This is a genomic window from Lelliottia nimipressuralis, from assembly GCF_004115925.1.
Taxonomy (GTDB): Bacteria; Pseudomonadota; Gammaproteobacteria; order Enterobacterales; family Enterobacteriaceae; genus Enterobacter; species Enterobacter nimipressuralis.
In genome coordinates, this window is the sequence record NZ_SDDX01000004.1 from 1 (window position 1) to 23,535 (window position 23,535).

14 protein-coding genes and 2 pseudogenes are annotated in these 23,535 nt (G+C 57.3%); 13 read left to right on the top strand and 3 right to left on the bottom strand.

Going from position 1 to position 23,535, the window contains the following annotated elements:
* Positions 1–151: 151 nt before the first annotated feature.
* From murB to ETG88_RS03930, 9 genes and pseudogenes are all read left to right on the top strand, one after another.
* Positions 152–1,180, top strand: coding sequence for a UDP-N-acetylmuramate dehydrogenase (gene murB / locus ETG88_RS03890; RefSeq protein ID WP_129034730.1), 1,029 nt, complete (start codon positions 152–154; stop codon positions 1,178–1,180).
* Entirely contained in the window at positions 1,177–2,139 is a 963-nt protein-coding gene (birA, locus tag ETG88_RS03895) for a bifunctional biotin--[acetyl-CoA-carboxylase] ligase/biotin operon repressor BirA (protein WP_100778477.1), read from the top strand. The genes murB and birA overlap by 4 nt, the downstream gene beginning before the upstream one ends.
* Before the next feature lie 530 nt (positions 2,140–2,669).
* Entirely contained in the window at positions 2,670–3,161 is a 492-nt protein-coding gene (gene bcsO / locus ETG88_RS03900) for a cellulose biosynthesis protein BcsO (protein ID WP_129034732.1), read from the top strand.
* Positions 3,152–3,955: a cellulose biosynthesis protein BcsQ gene (gene bcsQ / locus ETG88_RS03905; RefSeq protein WP_129034734.1), complete on the top strand. Its 804-nt coding sequence runs from the start codon at positions 3,152–3,154 to the stop codon at positions 3,953–3,955. The genes bcsO and bcsQ (ETG88_RS03905) overlap by 10 nt, the downstream gene beginning before the upstream one ends.
* Before the next feature lie 18 nt (positions 3,956–3,973).
* Positions 3,974–6,072, top strand: a pseudogene (gene bcsA / locus ETG88_RS03910) (UDP-forming cellulose synthase catalytic subunit).
* Entirely contained in the window at positions 6,069–8,351 is a 2,283-nt protein-coding gene (gene bcsB, locus ETG88_RS03915) for a cellulose biosynthesis cyclic di-GMP-binding regulatory protein BcsB (RefSeq protein WP_129034736.1), read from the top strand. The pseudogene bcsA (ETG88_RS03910) and the gene bcsB (ETG88_RS03915) overlap by 4 nt, the downstream one beginning before the upstream one ends.
* A pseudogene (locus ETG88_RS03920) lies at positions 8,348–12,372 on the top strand (cellulose biosynthesis protein BcsC). The gene bcsB (ETG88_RS03915) and the pseudogene ETG88_RS03920 overlap by 4 nt, the downstream one beginning before the upstream one ends.
* Positions 12,372–12,851: a cellulose biosynthesis protein BcsD gene (gene bcsD / locus ETG88_RS03925; protein WP_129034738.1), complete on the top strand. Its 480-nt coding sequence runs from the start codon at positions 12,372–12,374 to the stop codon at positions 12,849–12,851. The pseudogene ETG88_RS03920 and the gene bcsD overlap by 1 nt, the downstream one beginning before the upstream one ends.
* Before the next feature lie 7 nt (positions 12,852–12,858).
* Positions 12,859–13,851 (top strand): family 8 glycosyl hydrolase, encoded by a 993-nt coding sequence (locus tag ETG88_RS03930; protein WP_129034810.1) that lies wholly within the window; start codon positions 12,859–12,861, stop codon positions 13,849–13,851.
* Positions 13,852–13,918: 67 nt separating this feature from the next.
* Here ETG88_RS03930 and bcsG read toward each other — a convergent pair whose 3' ends face one another.
* The 3 genes from bcsG to bcsE are packed head-to-tail and all read right to left on the bottom strand — an operon-like array spanning position 13,919 to position 17,344.
* Entirely contained in the window at positions 13,919–15,598 is a 1,680-nt protein-coding gene (bcsG, locus tag ETG88_RS03935; RefSeq protein WP_100778485.1) for a cellulose biosynthesis protein BcsG, read from the bottom strand.
* Positions 15,591–15,785: a cellulose biosynthesis protein BcsF gene (gene bcsF / locus ETG88_RS03940; protein ID WP_100778486.1), complete on the bottom strand. Its 195-nt coding sequence runs from the start codon at positions 15,783–15,785 to the stop codon at positions 15,591–15,593. The genes bcsG and bcsF overlap by 8 nt, the downstream gene beginning before the upstream one ends.
* A complete protein-coding gene (bcsE, locus tag ETG88_RS03945; RefSeq protein ID WP_102105270.1) occupies positions 15,782–17,344 on the bottom strand; it encodes a cellulose biosynthesis c-di-GMP-binding protein BcsE in 1,563 nt (520 codons plus the stop codon). The genes bcsF and bcsE overlap by 4 nt, the downstream gene beginning before the upstream one ends.
* Before the next feature lie 178 nt (positions 17,345–17,522).
* On the opposite strand from bcsE, the gene bcsR reads away from it, so the two are divergent.
* Genes bcsR through bcsB (ETG88_RS03965) form a run of 4 tightly spaced genes read left to right on the top strand, consistent with a single transcriptional unit; the run spans position 17,523 to position 23,533 of the window.
* Positions 17,523–17,711, top strand: coding sequence for a cellulose biosynthesis protein BcsR (gene bcsR, locus ETG88_RS03950; RefSeq protein WP_100778488.1), 189 nt, complete (start codon positions 17,523–17,525; stop codon positions 17,709–17,711).
* Between the two features lie 11 nt (positions 17,712–17,722).
* The gene (bcsQ, locus tag ETG88_RS03955) at positions 17,723–18,475 is read left to right on the top strand and encodes a cellulose biosynthesis protein BcsQ (RefSeq protein ID WP_100778489.1); all 753 of its coding nucleotides are present in this window, start codon (positions 17,723–17,725) and stop codon (positions 18,473–18,475) included.
* On the top strand, positions 18,472–21,090 hold the full coding sequence (gene bcsA / locus ETG88_RS03960; RefSeq protein WP_100778490.1) for a UDP-forming cellulose synthase catalytic subunit: 2,619 nt from the start codon (positions 18,472–18,474) through the stop codon (positions 21,088–21,090). The genes bcsQ (ETG88_RS03955) and bcsA (ETG88_RS03960) overlap by 4 nt, the downstream gene beginning before the upstream one ends.
* A 10-nt stretch (positions 21,091–21,100) precedes the next feature.
* Complete coding sequence (gene bcsB, locus ETG88_RS03965; RefSeq protein ID WP_129034739.1) at positions 21,101–23,533, top strand: cellulose biosynthesis cyclic di-GMP-binding regulatory protein BcsB; 2,433 nt, start codon at positions 21,101–21,103, stop codon at positions 23,531–23,533.
* Positions 23,534–23,535: the final 2 nt, after the last annotated feature.

Below are 23,535 nucleotides of genomic sequence, written 5' to 3' on the forward strand. Positions count from 1 at the left end.
CAGGCATCAAACAAGTGAAGAGGCCATCCGCAAGGATGGCCTTTTTGCGTTTTTGTCGTACATATTATCCCCTTTACTACGCTTCAAACTAATCCCCCATCCCCCCACATATACGGTAAACTATCCCTGATTTTGCATCAGGATAGCATCTATGAACCACTCCCTTAAGCCCTGGAATACCTTTGGCATTCAACGTAATGCTAACAATATCGTGCGTGCAGAGAACGCTCAGCAACTGCTCGGTGCGTGGAAAACCGCCACTGAAAATCACCAACCTGTCCTGATTCTTGGTGAGGGAAGTAACGTTCTCTTTCTTGATGATTTTGCCGGTACGGTTATTGTTAACCGCATTTCAGGCATCGATGTCACCGAGACAGACGACAGCTGGCATTTGCACGTTGGGGCAGGTGAAAACTGGCACAATCTGGTGCAATTCACCCTGGAACAAGGAATGGCTGGCCTGGAAAATCTGGCGCTCATTCCCGGCTGTGCAGGATCATCCCCCATTCAAAATATCGGTGCCTACGGCATCGAGTTAAAACACGTTTGTGAGTATGTCGATTGCATTGAGCTGGCGACGGGCAAAGCCAGCCGGTTGACCACTGAACAGTGCCGTTTTGGCTACCGCGACAGCATCTTCAAGCATGAGTATCAGGATCGTTATGTCATTGTTTCTGTAGGGCTACGCCTGGCAAAACAATGGCAACCGGTACTAACGTACGGTGATTTGACGCGCCTTGACCCGCAGACCGTAACGCCTCGCGAAGTGTTCGACGCCGTCTGCCACATGCGCATGACAAAACTGCCCGATCCAAAGGTGAATGGAAACGCCGGCAGCTTCTTCAAAAACCCGGTGATCAGCAGCGAAACAGCGCAAACGCTGCTCGCACAATGGCCAACCGCGCCACATTATCCGCAGGCTGATGGCAGTGTAAAACTGGCTGCAGGCTGGCTTATCGATCAATGTCAGTTAAAAGGTGCAGTTGAAGGGGGGGCAGCGGTGCATCGCCAGCAAGCCCTGGTGTTAATCAATGAAAATAATGCGACCAGTGAAGATGTTGTGCGTCTGGCGCACCACGTTCGCCAGTGCGTAGGCGATAAATTCAACGTCTGGCTTGAGCCGGAAGTTCGTTTTATCGGTCGTACAGGTGAGGTGAACGCCGTGGAGACAATTGCGTGAAAGATAACACCGTACCCTTAACGTTGATTAGCATCCTGTCTGATGGGGAATTTCACTCTGGTGAGCAGCTGGGTGAACATCTCGGGATGAGTCGTGCCGCCATTAACAAACATATTCAGACCCTTCGCGACTGGGGTGTGGACGTTTTCACTGTTCCGGGAAAAGGGTACAGCCTGCCCGAACCTATCCAGTTACTGGATGAATCAGTGATTTGCCGCCAGCTTGATCAGGGTAAAGTGACGGTCTTGCCGGTTATCGATTCCACCAATCAATATCTTCTCGACCGTATCAGCACCCTCAACTCCGGCGACTGCTGCGTCGCGGAATACCAGCAGGCCGGTCGCGGTCGCCGTGGCCGCAAATGGTTCTCACCCTTTGGTGCCAACCTTTACCTGTCGATGTTCTGGCGCCTTGAGCAAGGCCCGGCGGCGGCAATTGGCTTAAGTCTGGTGATCGGCATTGTGATGGCCGAAGTGTTACATGACCTCGGCGCTGATAAAGTCCGCGTAAAATGGCCGAACGATCTCTATCTGAACGATCGTAAACTTGCAGGCATCTTAGTGGAACTGACAGGTAAAACCGGCGATGCCGCGCAAATCGTAATCGGCGCAGGTCTCAATATGGTCATGCGACAAGTCCAGGCAGATATCGTTAACCAGGGCTGGATTACGCTGCAGGAAGCGGGCATCACGATGGACCGCAACACGCTCGCCGTTCGTCTGATTAAAGAGCTGCGTGAGGCGTTGACGCTCTTTGAGCAGGATGGACTTGCACCTTTCCTCTCCCGCTGGGAGAAACTGGATAACTTTATTCATCGTCCCGTAAAACTGATCATTGGCGATAAAGAAATCTTCGGGATTTCACGCGGTATTAACGCCCAGGGCGCACTCATGCTGGAGCAGGATGGCATTCTGAAGCCGTGGGTGGGCGGAGAAATCTCCCTCAGAAGCGCGGAATAATCAAAGGGAGCCACTGGCTCCCTTTTTTAATCTCCATTTAACGCGCCCTACCTAAACGGGTAGGTTTTAAAGATCAGTAATGAGAAGAAGGAGTTACTGATTTTCTCAAAATAATAACGACATAAAAGTATTTCTAAATATTTCACAGGGTAACCTTTTATTAAAATGACATTCATCCAGGTTGGTTTTTAATTCTTAGTATTTTCAAGTTAGCAATTTATCACGCTGCTTTTATTGTTATTATCCCTCTTAAATCGCCACAGTTTTGGTTAGTTTAAACCAAAAACACTTCGATATTTTTATGTGTTAAAAACAGTTAGCATGTGTCGAGTCGATGCTTAAGCTTATGCCGTAAATAAGCAAATCGGTAATAAACCCATAATTTAAACATGCCAAAAATAAGCGTTCGGTTTAAACCGAAACGTGAATGTACGCCTGCGCCTGAATAAAACACGTCTGTTGATCGTGAATGGCCACTGAAGTCAAAACGTGGTGTGTACATTATTTATTTGTAAATCATGAGTATAACTATGAATCATTATGATGATTTGCAGCGATTTAAGGATAAAACGCGCAATCAAGCGCTCGATTTCAAAGACTTTTCAGGACAAAACCAGGTGAGCGATCAAGGGAGTTGGGCCATTCTCAACCAGCTTCAGCCACAGGCTGAAAACGATACTTTCGCGCACGGGGGGCATGTGTCTCTAGCCGCGCCGCAGCCTGTCAGTGCAGAAACCTTCACCCTGGCTGAGGCAACGCCATTACCCGATGTTGCTGCTGTCGATATCATTCCATCCAACGCCTCGTCGATTTTTCAGGGCGTTACTGAGCAACTTGCTACTCAAGCAGAAAGCCTCCCGATGCCCACACCTGCTCCGGTTCGCGTCGCGGCACCCGTCCATGCCCCGACAGAGGTGAATTTTTCACGTCTGTTTGCGCCTGCCGCAAGTGCGCCAAAACCCGCGGCTGAAAAGAATCAGCCACTCAGTTCCCTGCTGGAAAGGATCGCCACATGCCGTTAGTTTGCGTTTGCTCGCCGAAGGGAGGCGTGGGGAAAACGACCATGACCGCAAACCTGGCTTATGCGCTGGCGCGCTCGGGCAGCAAAGTATTAGCGCTGGATTTTGATGTGCAAAACGCGCTGCGTCTGCACTTCGGCGTGCCGCTTGCCGACAGCCGGGGTTACGTTGCCAAAGCCGCGGAATCCTCCGACTGGAGCCAGTTTGTCCTCACGGCGGGCGGAAATCTGTTCGTGCTGCCGTACGGCGATGCCAGCGAAGATCAGCGCATGGCGTTTGAAGAGCGACTCAAGAACGATGAGCACTTCCTCACGCGCGGACTGAGTACGCTGCTCAACTATCCGGGCCTGATTATTGTTGCTGACTTTCCTCCTGGCCCGTCACCGGCGCTAAAAGCGATGTCGCGCCTTGCCGATCTGCATCTGATCACGCTGCTGGCAGACACCGCTTCACTCTCACTGCTGCCGCAAATTGATAATCAGCGCCTGACGGGCGGGGTGCTCAACCACAAAGCCGGACACTATTTCGTCCTCAACCAAAGTGACAACCGCCGTCAGATCAGCCGCGATGTCACCACTTTCGTGGAGAATAAACTCGGCGACAAGCTGCTGGGTGTGGTTCACCGCGATGAAAGCGTCGGAGAAGCCAACGCCTCTCAACAGTCCATATTCGACTTTAGCCCGGCGTCAGCCGCCGCCTTCGACATTGAGCTTATTGCCAAAAAAGTCGCAGGCATTCTTGGCGTAAAAGTGGGCGACGGCACTGTCCATACCCTTCCGCGTAAGTCAGGGTTTTAAATCCACCCAGGACGACCTATGAAAAAGTTTCTTTATATTTTGCTGACGTTAGCAATGCTTCCCGTCGCGCTGCTGATCGTCATCACGCCAATGGACAGCCAGAAACAATATATCTTTGGCTTTATTAGCATTGGCCTGCTGTTTTTAATGGGCTTCAGCAAAAGACGCAGTATCTCCGTGATTATGGTGGTGATGTCATTATTGATGTCGACCCGCTATATGTATTTCCGCCTGACGCAAACCCTGCATTTTAATTCCGAGATTGAGACCATTCTCGGGATGGGGCTTTTTCTGGCAGAGGTCTACGTCTGGGTCCTGCTCCTGTTGAATTATCTGCAAACCATCTGGCCGCTCAAGCGCGAGATCGTGCCGCTGCCGGATGACATGTCGCTCTGGCCGACGGTCGACGTCTATATCCCCACCTATAACGAATCACTGGATGTAGTGCGCGATACGGTCCTTGCCGCGCAGTGTATCGACTACCCGCGCGACAAAATGAAGATCTACCTGCTCGATGACGGCAAGCGTCGCGAGTTCGCCGTCTTTGCGGCAGATGTCGGCGTGGGATACATCACGCGTAACGACAATTCCCATGCGAAAGCGGGCAACCTCAACCATGCGATGAAACTCACCCAGGGCGAGTTGATCACCGTTTTTGACTGCGACCACGTCGCCACGCGCATTTTCCTGCAGGCCACCGTGGGCGGGTTCCTGAAAGATCCGAAGCTGGCGCTGGTGCAGACGCCGCACTACTTCTACTCACCCGATCCGTTCGAGCGTAACCTCTCCGTCGGGCGCAATATCCCGAACGAAGGAACGCTGTTCTACGGCCCGATTCAGCAGGGCAACGACAACTGGAACGCTACTTTCTTCTGCGGTTCGTGTGCCGTGATTCGTCGCAGCGCGCTGGAGGAGATCGGCGGCTTCGCGGTAGAAACGGTCACGGAAGATGCCCACACCGCGCTGAAAATGCAGCGTCTCGGCTGGAAATCCGCGTTTCTCGATATTCCACTGGCAGCAGGCCTCGCAACCGAACGTCTGGTGCTACACGTCATTCAGCGTACGCGCTGGGCGCGCGGTATGACGCAGATTTTCCGTCTGGACAACCCGCTCTTTGGCCGTGGGCTGACTATCCAGCAGCGTCTGTGCTACCTCAGCGCCATGCTTTACTACCAGTTTGCCCTGCCGCGCATCGCCTTCCTGACCGCGCCGCTGGCCTATCTGCTGTTTAACCTCAACATCATCCACTCCTCGGCGGGGCTGGTCTTTGCCTACGCGCTGCCGCATCTGTTCCTGGCGATTTACCTAAACTCGCGCATGAACGGTCGCTATCGCTACAGCTTCTGGGGCGAAATCTATGACCTGGTGCTGGCGTTCCATCTGGTACTGCCCACCGTGGTCACCATGGTTTTCCCGAAGCGCGGCAAGTTCAACGTAACGGACAAAGGGGCACTGCTTAACGTCGGTTATTTCGATTTCCGCGTCGTTCGCCCGCACCTGGTGATTGCGATCCTGCTGGGCATTGGCGTCATCGCCGGTATCATCCGCGCCTGCGCTCACGACTACTACGGCGTTGATCCGAGCGTGATCGCCCTGAACGTTGGCTGGGGACTCTACAGTCTGATCTTCCTGCTGGCGGCGATTGCCGTCGCCCGAGAAACGCGCCAGACGCGCAAAACCATCCGCATCGAGGTCAAAATCCCGGTGCTGATCCACTACGCCAGCGGGATTTCCTCCCGTAGCCAGACCGCCGACCTGTCGATGGGCGGCTGTCGCGTTGAGCTGCCGGACGATCGCCATCTGACAGATGACATCGAAGAGGTCGAGCTGCTGCTGCAATCAGGCGCAATCAGCATTCCGGTCAACGTTGTCGCGACGGACGAGCACTTTATCCGCCTGATGTTCGAAAATATTCCTCTGGCGCGCGCCGTGAGCTGGTGCGCGTGGTGCTCGCGCGTGCAGATGCGTGGATCCAGCCACCGAAACCGCAGGACAACCCATTCCGTTCGCTGTTCACCATTGTGCGCTGCGTGTTTGATCTCTTCTGGCTGACGTGGAAAACGCGTCGGGAAAACCGGCGTGCGCAAGCGCAGGTGCAGGAGGACGGCAACGCATGAAACAGCTGACAAAACTCACCTTGCTTGCGGCATCACTATTTGCGTTGCCGCTCCACAGTGAAGAGACCACCGTCGCCTCGCTGCTACCGGTCGAAATGCCTGCGCCCACGGCGGCCGCGCTGCCGACTTTTGTCCCTTCGACGGTGAACAGCATCACTGTGGCACAGATGGGCCAGCAGCAGGGGCTGGTCTTGAGCGGCGGCCAGCTTCAGGGGGGAATGAACTTCACCCTGCCGGTCGATCAGGTGATCACGAATGCCCAGCTCTCGCTGAACCTGAAAGTCTCGCCAGCGATGGCGACACGCAACGCCACCCTGCAGCTGATGCTCAACGGACAGCCGCTGGGTACCGTGCCTCTGGGCGCGGCGGACAGCGATATCTCTCGCTTCCAGCTGGATATTCCGGCGGCGCTGCTGGTCTCCAGCAATAACCTGAGCCTGCAGATCAACGACGGCGACGCGATGCAGTGCCAGCGCGATCTGTCGGATAAATATCGCGTCACCATCCTGCCGGATTCCCGCTTCGAGCTGGAAGGGCAGCAGCTGGATATCGGCTCGGACCTGAGCCATTTCCCGCGCCCGTTCTTCGACAGTATGCAGATGACGCCTGCGGCCATCGCTTTTGCCTTCGCTCCCACGCTCAGCAGCGACGCACTCAGCGCAGCGGCGCTTATCTCCTCCTGGCTGGGCATTCAGGCTGATTATCGCGGCGTCTCTTTCGCGGCGTTGCACGACACCCTGCCGGAGAAAAACGGCATTCTGATTGGCCATCCGGGTGACAAAATCGGCGGCCTGACGCTGCCGCAATCCACCGAGCCGATGCTGCAGGTGATCGATAACCCGGCGAACCCGGTGTACAAACTGCTGCTGGTCGTCGGGAACGACGACGCGGCGCTGCGCACGGCGGCATGGCGACTGACGCGCGGCAACTTTGCCCTGCAAACCGCCAGCATTTCGATCCCCGCGCAGACGATCCCGACGAGCAAGCCTTACGATGCGCCGCGCTGGATCCCAACGGATCGTCCGGTGAAGCTCTCGGAGCTGATCCGCAAGGATCAAAGCCTGACCGTCACCGGGATCTGGCATGCGCCGCTGCGGGTGGCCTTCCGCGCCGCGCCGGACTTGTTCCTCTGGGACGGGGAAACCATTCCGCTGCACATCGGCTACCGTTTCCCGACGGAGAGCTGGATTGACGAAAACCGGTCCTGGCTCAGCATGACTCTTAACGACACCTTCCTGCACAATCTGCCGGTGAACAAACAGGGCGCGCTGGAAACCTTATGGCACAAAGTGGGCGGCGATGCGCGGCAGGAGAAGTTTGATATGCCGCTTGAGCCGTACATGATTTACGGCGACAACCAGCTCTCGCTCTATTTCAACATCACGGCGAAAGAGAACGCGCCGTGCAGCGTGCTGCTGAACAACAACATCAAGAGCCGCATCGATGAAGACTCGTGGATCGATCTCAGCCACACGCGTCACTTCTCGCTCCTGCCGAATCTCTCTTACTTTGTCGGCGCGTCGTTCCCGTTCACGCGTCTGGCGGACTACTCCCAGACGGTGCTGCTGCTGCCTGAACAGCCAACGGAGACGCAAATCGCCACGCTGCTGGATATGGCGGCGCGTTCCGGTAACGCCACCGGCACCGCGCTGTACAACAACCGCGTGGTGCTCGGCGTGCCCACGGCAGGCGGAAATCTTGAGCTTCTGCGCACGCGTGATGTGCTGGCGGTCAGCGGTATGGCGCAGCACGACTTTAACCAGGCCCTGCTGAACGCATCGCCGTTTACCTCCCACGACAACACGCTGGGCGTGCGTGCGCCGTCGACCTGGCAAAAACTGCAGCGCTGGCTGGCGGGTGACTGGACCTCCGACGGCGTCGAAGCAGACCGCTATTTCTCCTCCAACGAAGCGTGGCGCGGATTTGTCAGCTTCCGCTCGCCGTGGAGCAGCGACCGCCTGGTAGTGATGGCGCTGGGCAGCAACGACGACCAGCTCTCGCGCCTGCATGACGATTTAACCTCCGCGCGCATCAACGCCGGAATTCGTGGCGACGCGGCAATCATCACCAACGAAAACGGTGTGCGCAGTTTCCGCGTCGGCTCGCAGTTCCCGAGCGGTGAAATGCCTGCCCACATGATGATTGTCTGGTATGCCAATCAGCACTCGGCGCTGCTGGCGATCCTGGGTCTGATCATGAGTTCGCTGACCGGTCTGGGCTTGTACGCCTGGCTGAAAAAGCGTGCGCGTAAGCGCCTGAATCCGGAGAGCGGAAAGTGAAAAAAAACAGTCTACAATCGGTCCTCTGTCTTTCCGGTGTGCTGGCCTTTGGCGGCACCGCGCAGGCGGCGCAAAACGAAGCGGCGCTGAAGGCGCTGTTTGACCAGGCCAACTACTGGCACGAAAAATCCCACGACGATCTGGCGAGCGAGTCGCTGAAAAAGGTGTTGATGGTCGATGCCAACAACACCCAGGCGCTCTACCTGATGGCCCTGTGGGCGCAGCAAAACGGTGATTTGCAGGCGGCGGCGCAGTGGCGCGCGCGGCTGGCAAACGTCTCGCCAAATGATGGCGGTCTGCAGGCGCTGGATAATGCCAAACAGATGACTCAGGTTCCGCAGGGCACGCTGACGCTGGCTCGCCAGCAGGCGCGCAGCGGAAACATTCCGGCGGCGCTGGCGACCTGGAAAACGCTGTTCAACGGCGACACACCGCCCGCGAGCCTCGCGCCGGAGTATTACCAGACGATGGGCAGCGACAAATCCCTCTATCCAGAGGCTCTGTCTGAGCTGCAGCGTTTTGCGGCACAAAATCCGCAGGACAACGCCGCACGCGTGGCGCTGGGCAAAATGCTCACCTGGCAGGAGAGCACGCGCCGCGACGGGATCATTCAGCTGCAGCAGATGGCGAGCGGTAGCAAAGACGCGGATGCAGGCCTGCGTCAGGCCCTGCTGTGGTTAGGGCCAAAAGCAGGTGACGAGCAGTTCTACGACACCTGGCTGCAACGCCATCCGCAGGACAGCGAAGTGCAGGCCTACTACCGCAAAAACGTGGGCGGTGCGGCGAAAGGCGAAGGCTTCACCGCGCTCAACAGCGGCAACACCGATGCCGCCAGACGTCAGTTTGAGCAGGTGCTGCAAACCAACCCGCAGGACGCCGACGCGCTCGCCGGGATGGGCTACATCGCGCAGCGCAGCGGCGACTATCAGGCTGCCGCGCAGTATCTCGGACGCGCAGCCAGCCAGGGCGGCGACGCCTCCAGCGAACGCCAGCAGCAGGCCGACGACGCTGCCTTTTACGGTCAGCTCGCTCAGGCGCAGCAGGCGCTGAAAGAGGGCAACGTCAGCCAGGCGCTGGCGCTTTCGGCTCCGCTGGTGCAGCAGAGCGGTGAGCGCGGCACGGCGGCTCGCCTGTTCCGCGCCGATGTGTTGCGCCACAACAAAGATTATCCGCAGGCCGAACAGACCCTGCGCGAGCTGTTGAACCAGCAGCCAAACAACGGCGCCGCGCGGGAAAATCTCTATTACGTCCTGAAAGAGCAGAACAAAACCGCCGAAGCCCAGGCGATGCTGCGCACGCTGCCCGCCAGTTTGCAGGCGAAACTTCAGCCGCGCGTGATTACCGGTTTACCGGGCGATCCGATTCGTCGTCAGGCGCAGCAGGCGGCGGCAAGCGGGAACACTCAGCAGGCGATCGCGGTTCTGCGCGAGGGGATTGCCCGTCTGCCGGACGATCCGTGGCTCCGCCTCGATCTGGCACGTTTGCTGCAAAAATCCGGTGCCGACGGCGAAGCCGCTTCGGTGATGCAGCCCGCATTTCGTCAGGGAGCGGGGGCCAGTTCGCTGTATGCGGCGGCGCTGTTCGCCAGCGAAAACGGAGCGTGGCAGCAGTCGCAAACCATTCTGTCGCGCATCTCGCCCGCCAGCCAAACGCCGCAAATGCGCGAGCTGGCTCAGCGCGTGAACTACAACCTGCAAATGGCGACGGCAGAGCGTTACCTGGCGCAGGGTAATTCCGTCGCGGCGGCCAATACCCTGAAAACCCTCTCAACGCGCCCACCGGAAAACCCGGCCGATGCGGGGAAACTGGCGCGAATGCTGGCGCAAAGTGGCGATCTGACGGGCGCGGTGGCGGTGGTGCGCAGCAATATGCGTGAGGGTGTGCAGGGTAACGCGGGCGATTACGCCGATCAGGTGTCAGTGCTCAATCAGGCCGGGCTGAGCGGCGAAGCCCAGAGCTTCCTCGCGAATCCTGAACTGCTGGCGCGCAGCACGCCGACTCAGCTGGCGGGCGTGCGTAACGGGTATGTGATCAACGAAGCCGACCAGCTGCGCGAGCAGGGCAATTATGCGGCAGCGTATGACAAACTGATCCGCGCCCTGCAAAGCGATCCGCAAAATACCGACCTGATGTTTGCGATGGCGCGTCTGTATCAGACCGGCAAAATGAACAAAGAGGCGGGTGTGGTCTACGACTACCTGATGACGCGGGATACGCCTCATCAGGATGCCCGCGCGGCGCCATCGACGTGGCGCTGGCTGAAGACAACGTGGTGAAAGCGAAGCAGCTCGCCAACGGGCTGCAAAATAACAGCTCGCCGGAGCGCCTGGTGTTACTGGCGCGTCTGGAAGAAGCCCAGGGCAACCATCAGCAGGCGATGACTTATCTGCGCAGCGCACGCGGCAAACTGCTGGGTCTGCAATCCACCAACAGTGCGGCGACGCCGACGATGGGCGGCTTGCTGCTGGCGGATAACCCGTTCGTGAGCACCAGCCGCACTGCTCAGGCGGTCGGCGCTACGGCCTCCAGTGATAACGGGCTGCCGTGGCAACTGGCGCAAACGGCACGCGAGCCAGGCTCGACGCTGCCGGGCACCACGCGTCCCGATCTGCCGCAAGAGTCGGCCCAGAGCCGCACCTTGCGTCAAGTTGATGAGATGATGCAGCAGATGAACGAGCAGACCGGTATGTGGCTGCAGGGCGGGGTGGACGTGCGCGGACGCGATGGCGAATCAGGCACCAGCAAGCTGACGGAAGCCAAAGCACCGCTCACCTGGTCCAGCTCGCCGTTTGGTGAGTCTCGCTTCGAATTCACCGCGACGCCCATTACGCTCAGCGCGGGCAGTGCCAGCGGTGACGCGTGGCGCCGCTTCGGCTCTAATCCGCTGGCAAACGCTGCGTCGAACATGGTGGCAACGGCGACCAACGAGCAGAAAGCCATTGCAGCGATGAACGCCACGGAGCGCGCAACTTATCTTGCCGCGCACCCGGGGGCTGCATCGCTGGTGGGCTTAGGCGATCTGGACAGCAACGACTTTAACCTGACGAGTTCCGACGGCCAGCTGAATCTGGCGAAGCTCGGAGCCTACGACGGCGGCAAGGTCGGGGAATACCTTGAAGCCTCGAACCTGAAGGCCAACGTCAATCAGCCAGGGGATGTCTCTACGGATGCGCAAAAAGCGAATGGCGTGGAGCTGAACATGGCGCTGAGCGGGAAGGATTATCGTCTTGATGTCGGCAGCACGCCGCTGGGACAGGATCTGAGTACGCTGGTGGGCGGCGTGAAATGGTCGCCAAAACTGACCAATTACCTGTCGCTGATCATGACCGGAGAGCGCCGCGCGGTAACAGACAGCCTGTTATCTTACGTGGGGCTTGAAGACAAATATTCCGGCAAACGCTGGGGGCGCGTCACTAAAAACGGCGGCAGCCTGCAGCTGAGTTATGACGACGGCGATGCCGGTTTCTACGCGGGCGGTGGTGGTTACAGCTATCTCGGTGAAAACGTGGCGAGCAACACCAGCATCAATGCGAACGCCGGGGTCTATCTGCGTCCTTATCACGACGACTTCCGCGAAGTGAAAACCGGGCTAAGCATGAGCTGGATGGATTTCTCAAAAAATCTCAGCCAGTTTACCTTCGGCCAGGGCGGATACTTCAGCCCGCAGAACTACGTTAGCGTCTCGCTGCCGATCGACTACGCGCAAAAAATCGATAACTGGAAGCTGAAACTGGGCGGCTCGGTGGGCTACCAGTCTTACAGCCAGGACAGCAGCGACTACTTCCCGACTAACGACAGCTGGCAGCAACTGCTGGAAGGGGCCGTCGAGAGCGGCTTTGCGAAAGAAGCGACCTACAAAGGCACCTCTGAAAACGGCATTGGCTACACCGTCCGCGCCGGGGTCGATTACAACGTCAACAAAGACATGACCATCGGCGGCAAGGTCGGTTATGACACCTTTGGCAGCTATAACGAAAGTACGGCGGGACTCTATTTCCGCTACATGCTGGGAGATAAATAATGACAACGACGCTGGAAAACCCTGCGATCCTGAGCTGGTTTCGCGCGCAGCAAACGCCGGAAGGCTGGTTTGACCTACTGGCGCTGATCGTTGACGGCATGGTGCGTAACGTCGGTGAGCTAGAGAGCCAGCCGTTCCTGCATCAGATGGGGGTGGCGCTGGCCGAACAGTTCCCGTTGCCGCCGTCAGAAACGGTGGGCGAACTGGAAGCCAACATCAACGCCCAACTGGCGCGTTTTGGCTGGGGCTGCGTGGAGATCAACACCACCGACACCGACCTCACCCTGCGCCATCTGGCGCTGCCCGTAAGCCGCCGTGAGGACCAGCAAAGCCGCTGGTGTCACGCCTTCTGTGCAATACTGGAAGGGCTGTATGTCCGCTGGATGCAGGGGCAGGGCGGGAAAGCGCATGTGACGGTGAGTCGCGAGCGTCTTAATTCCCTTTCGGACGTGCAGTTCCGTTACCACAACCCACAGTGAGTAAATGATGAGAAAGCCTGCATGCGCCGCACTGGCGGTCATGATGAGTCTCTGTTTTTCGCCGTTTTCTCAGGCCGGTCAGGCCTGGGAGAGCTATAAAGCGCGCTTTTTAATGCCGGATGGCCGCATTGTCGATACCGGAAACGGCAACGTTTCCCATACGGAAGGGCAAGGTTTCGCCATGCTGATGGCGGTGGCAAGCGACGACAAAGCGGCATTTGATAAGCTTTGGCAGTGGACCGACAGAACTCTAAAAAATAAAGAGAACGGCCTGTTTTACTGGCGCTACAACCCCGTCGAGCCGGACCCGATCACCGACAAAAACGACGCCACCGATGGCGATACGATGATCGCCTGGGCGTTGTTAAAAGCCGACGCCCGCTGGCATGACAAAAGCTACAGCACCGCCTCGGATGCCATTACCAAAGCGCTGGTGGCTCACACGGTGATTCGCTACGCAGGCCAGCGCGTGATGTTGCCGGGCGCGCAGGGGTTTAACCTCAACAGCGAAGTGGTCCTCAATCCGTCGTACTTTATCTTCCCCGCCTGGCAGGCGTTCGCTGACCGCAGCCATTTGCAGGTGTGGCGCGAGCTGATCAAAGACGGGCAAACGCTGCTCGGGAAAATGGGAAGCGGTAAGGCCAATCTGCCGACCGACTGGGTTTCTCTGGCCGCAGACGGCACGCTGACGCCCGCGAAAGCGTGGCCACCGCGCATGAGCTACGATGCGATCCGCATTCCGCTGTATGTGCACTGGTTTAATCCACAAAGCCCGCAGCTCACGCCGTGGCGCAGCTGGTTCGGTCAGTTCAATCGGGAGCAAACCCCGGCCTGGGTCAATGTCACGACCAACGACTATGCGCCGTACATGATGGAAGGTGGCCTGCTGGCGGTAAGGGATTTAACGATGGGGCAGGCGATGAGTGAGCCGGAGATTACGGCGAAGGATGACTATTACTCGGCGAGCCTGAAGATGCTGGTGTGGGTGGCGGGACAGTAGAACGGATCTCCCCACCCCGGCGGCTCTCCTGTGTGGAGAGTCGTCAGGGTGGGGGAGTCACTGAACCTTACTGCGGGTATGGCACCCAATCACCACCGTTCAACCGTACATACGGCTTGTTCTGGTACTGAATCACCACCGCATTCGCGTTCTCAGACACTTCCGCCGTCTGCGGCAGACCGCTGGTGAGCTGATTCCAGTTCACGCTGTCTTCCACAAACAACTTCCCGTCTACCGCACGCGCAACCAGCTCGGAAATTGCCAGATAGCTGCTCGGCTGGGTGATTTCGATTGGCGCACCCTGATGCGGTGCTTTCATGCCGAAGAACTTAATCCCGGCGGGCACGTTGGTGATGGACGGGCTTGGGATATCGCGCAAGCCGGAGACCTGCATTCTGTCGCCTTTCAGCGCGCCACCGTGCTCTGGCACCACAACCACCATCACCCGACGGCCTGATTTTTCCAGTTCGGTGAAGAACGCATCCAGCTCATCGAAGAACTTCTGCGCACGAACTTTGTAATCCGCCGTTTTGCTCACGCCTGGATAGTGGTTACCGTCGTGCAGCGGCAGGGTGTTGTAGAAGGTCGCGCTACGGGTGTTTTCCTCTTTCCCGACCGTTTGCAGCCAGCGTTGCAGCGTGGCGGTGTCGTCATACACCGGTGAACCGTCAAAGCCCAGCAGCGGCACCGGCAGACCGGTTTGGTCCATCAGCGGCGCATGCATCCCGCCGTTCTCGCGCACCTCTTTCAGGAAGCCGCCAAAGATACCGTTATGGCCGAGCATCAGGTGCTGGGTAAAGCCCAGTTTTTCGAGGTTATCGAACAGGTAGCACTGATTGCCCGCAGGCTGATACAGATTTTTATGCGACGGCTGACCGCAGCTGGCGCGCAGCAGGCGAATCGCCGCCGGGCCGCTGTACGAGGTGGCCGAGTTAAAATCTTTGAACTGAATATCGAAATGCGACCACAGCGGGTGCGACGACAGACCTGCAGCCTCCACATCGGCCCAGGAGAGGGAACAGATGTTGATCACCAGTAGTTCAAACGGCTGCGCATCGGCAGGCAGTGACGCCGGGAATTTCGTCTGACGCTTGGCTTCCGCGTTATAGAAGCTGGACAGCCAGGCGTTCAGGTTGGTGGAGGTCGGTGGCGCGGTTTGCGCCGGGATATCCCCGATCACGGCTGTATCGCCAGCGGTAGCAACTGTCGGCGCGGCGCTGCCGCCCGTGGTAGTCACGGTTTCTGTCGGCTGACCGGCTGGCCACAGGGAGAAGCTCGGGCCTGCCAGCGTCAGGACGTTCAGCCAGATCATAATTGCCACCACGAACACCGTGATGCGGATCCACTGGGAGAGGAACAGCCATGCAATCAGCATCACAAAAATGGCGCCAATCATCTGCCAGTTGATAAAGCGTTCGGTCAGATCGAGAAGATAATCGCTGCTAAAGCCCGCCACCTGCGAGCCCTGACTCATGATGCTATCCGGGCCTGGAAGCCAGGTATCATGCCAGAACAGCCCGAAACCAATCGGTATCGCTACCCAGTGGCGCAGGCGGTGCAGCTTCAGGTTCGGAATGGGCATCAGCAAAAATGCCATAAACACCAGGTTAAGCAGCGGATGGAAATTCAAATAGCCCGCCCAGAGCAGGCCGAATTTCACCAGAAAATAGAAGTTCCAGCCGGACAGGCCGCGCCAGTATTGCCAAAGCGGCGAAGGTGCCGAAGCAGTATAGGTAGAATTAGTCATGTTTTCGGTTTGCCTTGACGTGTGAAGCCCGTTTCAGTGTTCCAGCTGGTTTTACATAGCGAGGTTTTGCAAACAGCAGTCTTACCGTATCGCGGGTACGGCGTAACGAATGGCGCGCATAGTAGCCAAGTGGGAAGAAGATGATCGCGCACAGGATCACGAGCTGAATAATGTCAGTGTTGTTCATGATGATGCTCTCTCCTCTGCATCACTCAGCAAACGCAGCGGCTCAGGGACGCGACGCCAAACGTGTCCGTCGTGGGTGGCGTTCAGCACCGGTTTGCTGTCGCTCGCGACCAGCAGCGGTTTACCCCATTGTTCCGGCTGCAGCTGTTTCATCTGCACAATTTCGGCGCTGATCAAATTGTCCTCAAACCAGACCATGCGGTTGGAGAAGATATCTCCGGTCGGCAGCGGGAAAATGTGGTTTAGGGCGGTATCCAGGTCGTTGATGCGACAGAAGGATAAAAACAGCACCAGGCGATTATCGCCGATGGTCATGATATCCCCGGTACGGTTCGGGCGGCACAACGTCAGCGCCTGCTCGATACGGATACCCGGAACCGGACGCAGCGCGACCATCACCCCTTTACCGTCTGCCGGCAGCAGCGTGTTGCTCATCATGTTGCTCACCGCGTCGCAGAACGTATCCCATTTCTGGTAGCCGCGCAGCTTCATCGGCTGGGTCATGGAGAGCAGCGTTGAGATCTCTTCCGGGACGTGGCGATTAAACTGCTGGCCCTGAAGGCTTTCAATGAGCGTCAGGCAGCGAGAAAGCGGGGCGTTCCACGGGATCACCATGTTCGCGCCGCAGCCGAGCAGCAGGCGCTCGTCGGTGGCGCGCAGGCTGGTGTTATTCTCACGGACCACGATTTTCAGTGCGCTGCCGCGCTGGCGGCGCAGGGTGTGGATCTGTCGGGCTATCGACTCAATCTGATTATTCTGCGTCAGTGAAAAGACAATCGTCGCGGCCTGCGTGGTGCGGGCTTCATTAAACAGCGATTCGTTGGTTTCGAACAAAGACCAATATTCAGAGAGGGCAGGGGCGCCTTCTAATACAGCGATGTGGCTCAGAATGCGTTTTTCATCGTTACGTGGCTGAACGACGGTTTCTTCCTGCTGGGCGACATGCCACTCGCCAGCAATATGCTTCAGCGTCAGCTGTTGTCGGGCGCTCACCCCTTTTTCATTGCACCAGAACGCAATATCGTAAAGATGGCTGTCGGCCTGATGGCGCGTACTGGCCAAACCAAACAGGGAACGATATTCACTCATTAAAAATGAGAACTGCTTATCATTATTACTACCAGGACTGATCACCAGCAGCGTGCAATTTTGATCGCGCACCCATTTATTGATTTTTTCCAGCCAGACTCGCAATTTTTCTGTGGGTATATTTTGCCAGGTATTGTTCGCGCATTTAAGCACCAGTAAATAATGATGAGGATCGATGCTGCATTGAATGTCGCGGGGCAAAAAGTATAGACCATCTTCCTGGTTTGGCATGGAAAACAGACGCACTTTATCTGGCCCCTGTTCATTACTCAGGCTAATGATATCTTTGGGATCCTCACCCATGGTCACCACAGCGACGTGGGCACTTTTCTCTTGCGCTGCAATTGTTTGATTCACAAGACTAATAGCGTCTTCATTGCGGTCCGTACTGATCCACCAGACTCCGCCGGCTGGCATGTGGCGCAATTCATCCCATAATGACTGGATACCAACTGAAAATATGGGGTTCACGGTGTCCCTCTTCGCGACTAATTTACCTGTATCTCAGTTTACTAGCGAAAGCTCAGAAATAAACCTAACATTGAAATTAAAGACCATCAGATTTAGCATATGAATGAATTTTCGCAGGCAGGAAGCCGTGCAACTACCTCTGTTGTTCGTTGAGAATTAATAAAGGAATGAAACTAAAATGCATAATAACGAACCAACAACGCCGGTTGATTCTGGCCTTGGGTACACATTCCAAAATGATTTTTTGGCGTTAAGCCAGGCTTTCTCATTGCCTGAAATAGACTACACCGATATTTCACAGCGAGAACAGCTGGCTGCGGCGATTAAACGCTGGCCATTATTAGCTGAATTTGCCCGTCAACAATAAGGGAGCCATTGATGGCCATACTTGGATTACAGGGCATTCGTGGCGGTGTTGGCACGACGTCAATAACAGCAGCGCTGGGATGGTCATTACAGATATTAGGCGAATCGGTACTGGTTATTGATGCCTGTCCCGATAATTTGCTGCGGATGTCTTTTAACGTTGACTTTGACACTTCTGATGGCTGGGCGCGGGCGTTGCTCGACGGTCGCGACTGGCGAGACACCGCACAACGTTACACCTCGCAGCTCGATATCCTGCCGTTCGGCCAGCTGACCGCAAGCGAAAAAGAGTCCATTTACACCCGCTATGGCACGCTGGGCTATTTTGCCGATGCATTGCAGCTGTTACAGGAAAAAAGCCACTACCAGTGGATTTTGCTCGATCTCCCAAGCGGCTTCTCACCGCTCACCCGCCAGTTAATCGAACACTGCGATCACACGCTGACGATTGTGAACGCGGATGCCAACTGCCATGTTCGCCTGCATCAGCAGGTGCTCCCGAACGGAGCGCATATTCTGATCAACGATTTACGTCTGAACAGTCAAATTCAGGACGATCTCTACCAGGTCTGGCTGCAAAGCCAGCGTCGTCTGCTGCCGATGGTCATTCATCGCGACGAAGCCATCGCCGAGTGCATGGCATCCAAACAGCCGCTCGGCGAATACCGCAGCGATTCTCTGGCGGCGGAAGAGATCCTCACTCTGGCGAACTGGTGCCTGTTGCACTATACCGGACGCCCGGAGCCTGCCGGGAGAGGCCTATGAGCCGGCTGTCCAATGCGCTCCTCATCCCGCCCGTTAGCGCGCGCTTAAGCGAGCGTTACCGGAATTATCGCCGTCACGGTGCGTCTGCGTTTAGCGCTGCGCTGGGCTGCTTCTGGGTGATTTTGGCCTGGATGTTCATCCCACTCGAACATCCGCGCTGGCAGCGGATTCGCGCGCGCCATCGCGAGCTTTATCCGCATCTCGATCCTGACCGCCCGCGCCCTCTCGATCCGGCGCGCTACGCGATTCAGGCGTTATGGCTTATCGTCAGTCAGGCGAAACGCGAAAAAACTGAACCGCGCTGGCGCACGTACAGTCGCTTTAAGAACGTGCGCGGGCGTTACCATCAGTGGCTGGAAACACTGCCTGAGCGCTTCAGCGACCAGACCAGCCATCTCGATTCGCATAAAGAGCTGGGGCATCTGCATCCCGGCTTGCGGCGTTTTATTCTCGGGGTGATCGTCGTTTTCTCGCTCATTCTGGCGCTGCTCTGTATCACTCAGCCGTTTAACCCGCTGGCGCAGTTTATCTTCCTGATTCTGCTGTGGGGCGTGGCCCTGCTGGTGCGGCGTATTCCAGGGCGTTTCTCGGCGCTGATGCTGATTGTGCTCTCCCTGACCGTCTCCTGCCGCTACATCTGGTGGCGCTATACCTCGACGCTGAACTGGGATGACCCGGTGAGCCTGACCTGCGGTTTGGTCCTGCTGTTTGCGGAAACCTACGCGTGGGTGGTGCTGGTGCTGGGGTATTTCCAGGTGGTCTGGCCGCTGAATCGCCAGCCGGTTCCGCTGCCGAAAGACACCGCCCAGTGGCCGACGGTGGATATTTTCGTTCCGACCTATAACGAAGATCTGAACGTGGTGAAAAACACCATTTACGCCTCTCTCGGTATCGACTGGCCGAAAGACAAGCTCACTATCTGGATTCTGGACGACGGCGGGCGCGAAGAGTTTCGCCAGTTCGCCGACAGCGTGGGGGTGAAATACATCGCCCGTACTACCCACGAGCACGCCAAAGCCGGCAACATCAACAACGCGCTGAAGTACGCCACGGGCGAATTCGTGTCGATTTTTGACTGCGACCACGTCCCGACGCGCTCGTTCTTGCAGATGACCATGGGCTGGTTCCTGAAAGAGAAACAGCTGGCGATGATGCAGACGCCGCACCACTTTTTCTCGCCGGACCCGTTCGAGCGCAACCTCGGGCGTTTTCGTAAAACGCCTAACGAAGGCACGCTGTTCTACGGGCTGGTGCAGGACGGGAACGACATGTGGGATGCCACCTTCTTCTGCGGCTCTTGTGCGGTGATTCGCCGTAAACCGCTGGATGAAATTGGCGGTATCGCCGTCGAAACCGTCACCGAAGATGCGCACACCTCTCTGCGCTTGCACCGTCGCGGCTACACCTCGGCGTACATGCGTATTCCGCAGGCGGCGGGGCTGGCGACGGAATCGTTATCCGCCCACATTGGCCAGCGTATTCGCTGGGCGCGCGGAATGGTGCAGATTTTCCGCCTCGATAACCCGCTGACGGGTAAAGGGCTGAAGCTCGCGCAGCGTCTCTGCTACGTCAACGCCATGTTCCACTTCCTGTCCGGTATCCCGCGGCTGATCTTCCTGACGGCACCGCTGGCCTTCCTGCTGCTGCACGCGTACATCATTTTTGCCCCGGCGCTGATGATTGCCCTGTTCGTTCTGCCGCACATGATCCACGCCAGCCTGACCAACTCGAAAATTCAGGGGAAATATCGCCATTCGTTCTGGAGTGAAATCTACGAAACGGTGCTGGCCTGGTACATCGCACCGCCCACGCTGGTGGCGCTGATTAACCCGCATAAAGGCAAATTCAACGTCACCGCGAAAGGCGGGCTGGTGGAAGAGGAGTACGTCGACTGGGTGATCTCCCGCCCTTATATTTTCCTCGTCCTGCTGAATATCTTCGGCGTGATGGTGGGGATCTGGCGCTACTTCTATGGCCCGGAAAACGAAGTGCTGACGGTCTTCGTCAGCCTCGCATGGGTCTTCTACAATCTGATCATTCTCGGCGGCGCGGTGGCGGTATCGGTGGAGAGCAAACAGGTTCGTCGCTCCCATCGCGTCGAAATCTCCATGCCTGCGGCGATTGCCCGTGAAGATGGCCATCTCTTCTCCTGTACCGTCCACGACTTCTCCGACGGGGGGTTAGGCATCAAGATTAACGGCCAGGCGAAAGTGCTCGAAGGGCAGAAGGTGAAATTGCTGCTCAAGCGCGGCCAGCAGGAGTACGTATTTCCGACGCAGGTTGTGCGTGTGTTGGGCAATGAAGTTGGGCTGCAGCTGATGCCGCTCACCAAGAAGCAACATATTGATTTTGTTCAGTGTACCTTTGCCCGCGCGGATACGTGGGCACTCTGGCAGGATAGCTTCCCGGAAGATAAGCCGCTGGAAAGTCTGCTGGATATTCTGAAGTTGGGGTTCCGTGGTTATCGCCACCTTGCAGAATTCGCTCCGCCGTCAGTGAAAATAATTTTCCGTTCACTTACCTCGCTGGTTTCCTGGGTGGTGTCGTTTATCCCTCGTCGCCCTGAGCGGGATGAGGCGAAACAACAACCGGACCCGGTTATGGCTCAACAATGATGATAACGCGATGAAAAGAAAACTTTCCTGGATATGTGCTGTGGCGGTTGGGATGAGTTCGCTGCCCGCAATGATGGCTCAGGCGGCGCCTGAAAATTCGACGCAAACTCCTGCGCCGACGGTGCCTGTCGTGGCGCAAGCGACGGATCCGGTGGTTACAGCAGCACCTGGGCAAACCGAAAACGTGGTGCCTAATCAGCCAACGGAGGGGAATACCCTGCCGGGAACGCCGACGGGCGCGCAGGCGGTTGGTCAGGTGATGCCGGGCGTGAACGGTGCGAATGCGCCTATGGTTGCGGATAACGTTCCGTCGCGTGACGTGAAGCTGACGTTTGCGCAGATTGCGCCGCCTCCGGGCAGCATGATCCTGCGCGGGATCAACCCGAACGGTGGCGTTGAATTTGGCATACGCAGCGATGAAGTGGTCTCCAGCGCGCTGCTGAATCTGGAATACACCCCATCGCCGTCCCTGCTGCCGGTTCAGTCCCAGCTGAAAGTCTATCTCAATGATGAGCTGATGGGCGTACTGCCGGTCACCAAAGAACAGCTGGGCAAGAAAACCCTGGCGCAGGTGCCGATCAACCCGCTGTTTATCACCGACTTTAACCGCGTGCGCCTCGAGTTTGTCGGCCACTATCGCGACGTCTGCGAAAACCCGGCCAGCAGTACCCTGTGGATGGACGTCGGTCGTAACTCCTCCCTGAACATGACTTACCAGACGCTGGCGGTCAAAAATGACCTTTCCGCGTTCCCGATTCCATTCTTTGATCCACGCGATAACCGCGAGCTGAACCTGCCGGTGGTGTTTGCCGGTTCACCGGATGTAGCGCAACAGCAGGCGGCGACCATCGTCACCTCGTGGTTTGGCTCCCGCTCTGGCTGGCGCGGGCAGAGCTTCCCGGTACTGTTCGACAAGCTGCCGGAAAGAAACGCTATCGTGTTTGCCACCAACGACAAACGCCCGGCGTTCCTCCGCGATCACCCTGAGGTGAAAGGCCCGACCGTCGAAATGATGAATCATCCGGATAAGCCGTATGTGAAGTTGTTAGTGGTATTCGGTCGCGATGATAAAGATCTGGTCCAGGCGGCGAAAGGCATTGCCCAGGGGAACGTGCTGTTCCGTGGCAATAGCGTCGCCATTGGCGACGTGAAACCGCTGCTGGCGCGTAAACCTTACGATGCGCCAAACTGGATCCGCACCGATCGCGCGGTGACCTTCGGCGAACTGAAAACCTATGAAGAGCAGCTCCAGTCTACCGGGCTTGAGCCATCTGCGATTAACGTCTCCCTGAACCTGCCGCCGGATCTCTATCTCCTGCGCAGTAACGGGATCGATATCAATCTGAACTATCGCTATACCGCGCCGCCAACCAAAGACAGCTCGCGCATGGATATCAGCCTGAACAACCAGTTCCTGCAATCCTTCCCGCTGACCAGCAGCCAGGACACCAACAAGCTGTTGCTGCGTCTGCCGGTCCTTCAGGGTCTGCTGGACGGCAAAACAGACGTCTCCATTCCGGCGCTGAAACTCGGGGCGGTGAACCAGTTACGCTTTGATTTCCAGTACATGAACCCAATGCCTGGCGGCTCGGTGGATAACTGCATCACCTTCCAGCCGGTCGCGAATCATGTGGTGATCGGCGACGACTCCACCATCGACTTCTCGAAGTATTATCACTTTATCGCGCTGCCGGATCTGCGCGCGTTTGCTAACGCCAGCTTCCCGTTCAGCCGTATGGCCGACCTCTCTGAAACCATCGTTGTGATGCCAAAAACACCTAACGAAGGCCAGGTGGCGACGCTGCTCGATGCGATGGCGTCCGTCGGCGCACAAACCGGTTTACCGGCGCTGAACGTCACGTTGACGGATGATGGCAGCCAGATTCAGGGTAAAGACGCCGATATCATGCTCATTGGCACCATTCCGGATAAGCTGAAAGACGATAAACGTATCGACCTGCTGGTCCATGCGACCGAGTCTTGGGTGAACACACCGCTGCGCCAGACCTCCTTCCCGAGCATCATGCCGGATATGGCCGACCGCGAAGCGAGCGTTCAGACCAACATCAGCTCCCAGGGACCGATGGCGGCGATTGTCGGCTTCCAGTCTCCTTACAACGATCAGCGCAGCGTTATCGCCCTGCTGGCAGACAGCCCGCGCGGGTATGAGCTGCTGAATGGCGCGATGAATGACAGTGGTAAGCGCGCCGCGATGTTTGGTTCGGTCGCGGTGATCCGTGAGTCCGGCGTGAATAGCCTGCGCGTGGGTGACGTCTACTACGTCGGTCATCTGCCGTGGTTCGAGCGCATGTGGTATGCCCTGGCAAACCATCCGGTGCTGCTGGCAGTCTTCGCGGCGATAAGCGTCGTGCTGCTCGCGTGGGTGATGTGGCGTCTGCTGCGTATTATCAGCCGTCGTCGTCTGCATTCGGATCGTGAGTAACC

Coding starts and splice junctions, on each gene's coding strand:
- murB (WP_129034730.1), top strand. CDS start 152: ATGAACCACTCCCTTAAGCCCTGGAATACCTTTGGCATTCAACGTAAT.
- bcsO (WP_129034732.1), top strand. CDS start 2,670: ATGAATCATTATGATGATTTGCAGCGATTTAAGGATAAAACGCGCAAT.
- bcsQ (WP_129034734.1), top strand. CDS start 3,152: ATGCCGTTAGTTTGCGTTTGCTCGCCGAAGGGAGGCGTGGGGAAAACG.
- bcsB (WP_129034736.1), top strand. CDS start 6,069: ATGAAACAGCTGACAAAACTCACCTTGCTTGCGGCATCACTATTTGCG.
- bcsD (WP_129034738.1), top strand. CDS start 12,372: ATGACAACGACGCTGGAAAACCCTGCGATCCTGAGCTGGTTTCGCGCG.
- ETG88_RS03930 (WP_129034810.1), top strand. CDS start 12,859: ATGAGAAAGCCTGCATGCGCCGCACTGGCGGTCATGATGAGTCTCTGT.
- bcsG (WP_100778485.1), bottom strand. CDS start 15,598: ATGACTAATTCTACCTATACTGCTTCGGCACCTTCGCCGCTTTGGCAA.
- bcsF (WP_100778486.1), bottom strand. CDS start 15,785: ATGAACAACACTGACATTATTCAGCTCGTGATCCTGTGCGCGATCATC.
- bcsR (WP_100778488.1), top strand. CDS start 17,523: ATGCATAATAACGAACCAACAACGCCGGTTGATTCTGGCCTTGGGTAC.
- bcsQ (WP_100778489.1), top strand. CDS start 17,723: ATGGCCATACTTGGATTACAGGGCATTCGTGGCGGTGTTGGCACGACG.
- bcsA (WP_100778490.1), top strand. CDS start 18,472: ATGAGCCGGCTGTCCAATGCGCTCCTCATCCCGCCCGTTAGCGCGCGC.
- bcsB (WP_129034739.1), top strand. CDS start 21,101: ATGAAAAGAAAACTTTCCTGGATATGTGCTGTGGCGGTTGGGATGAGT.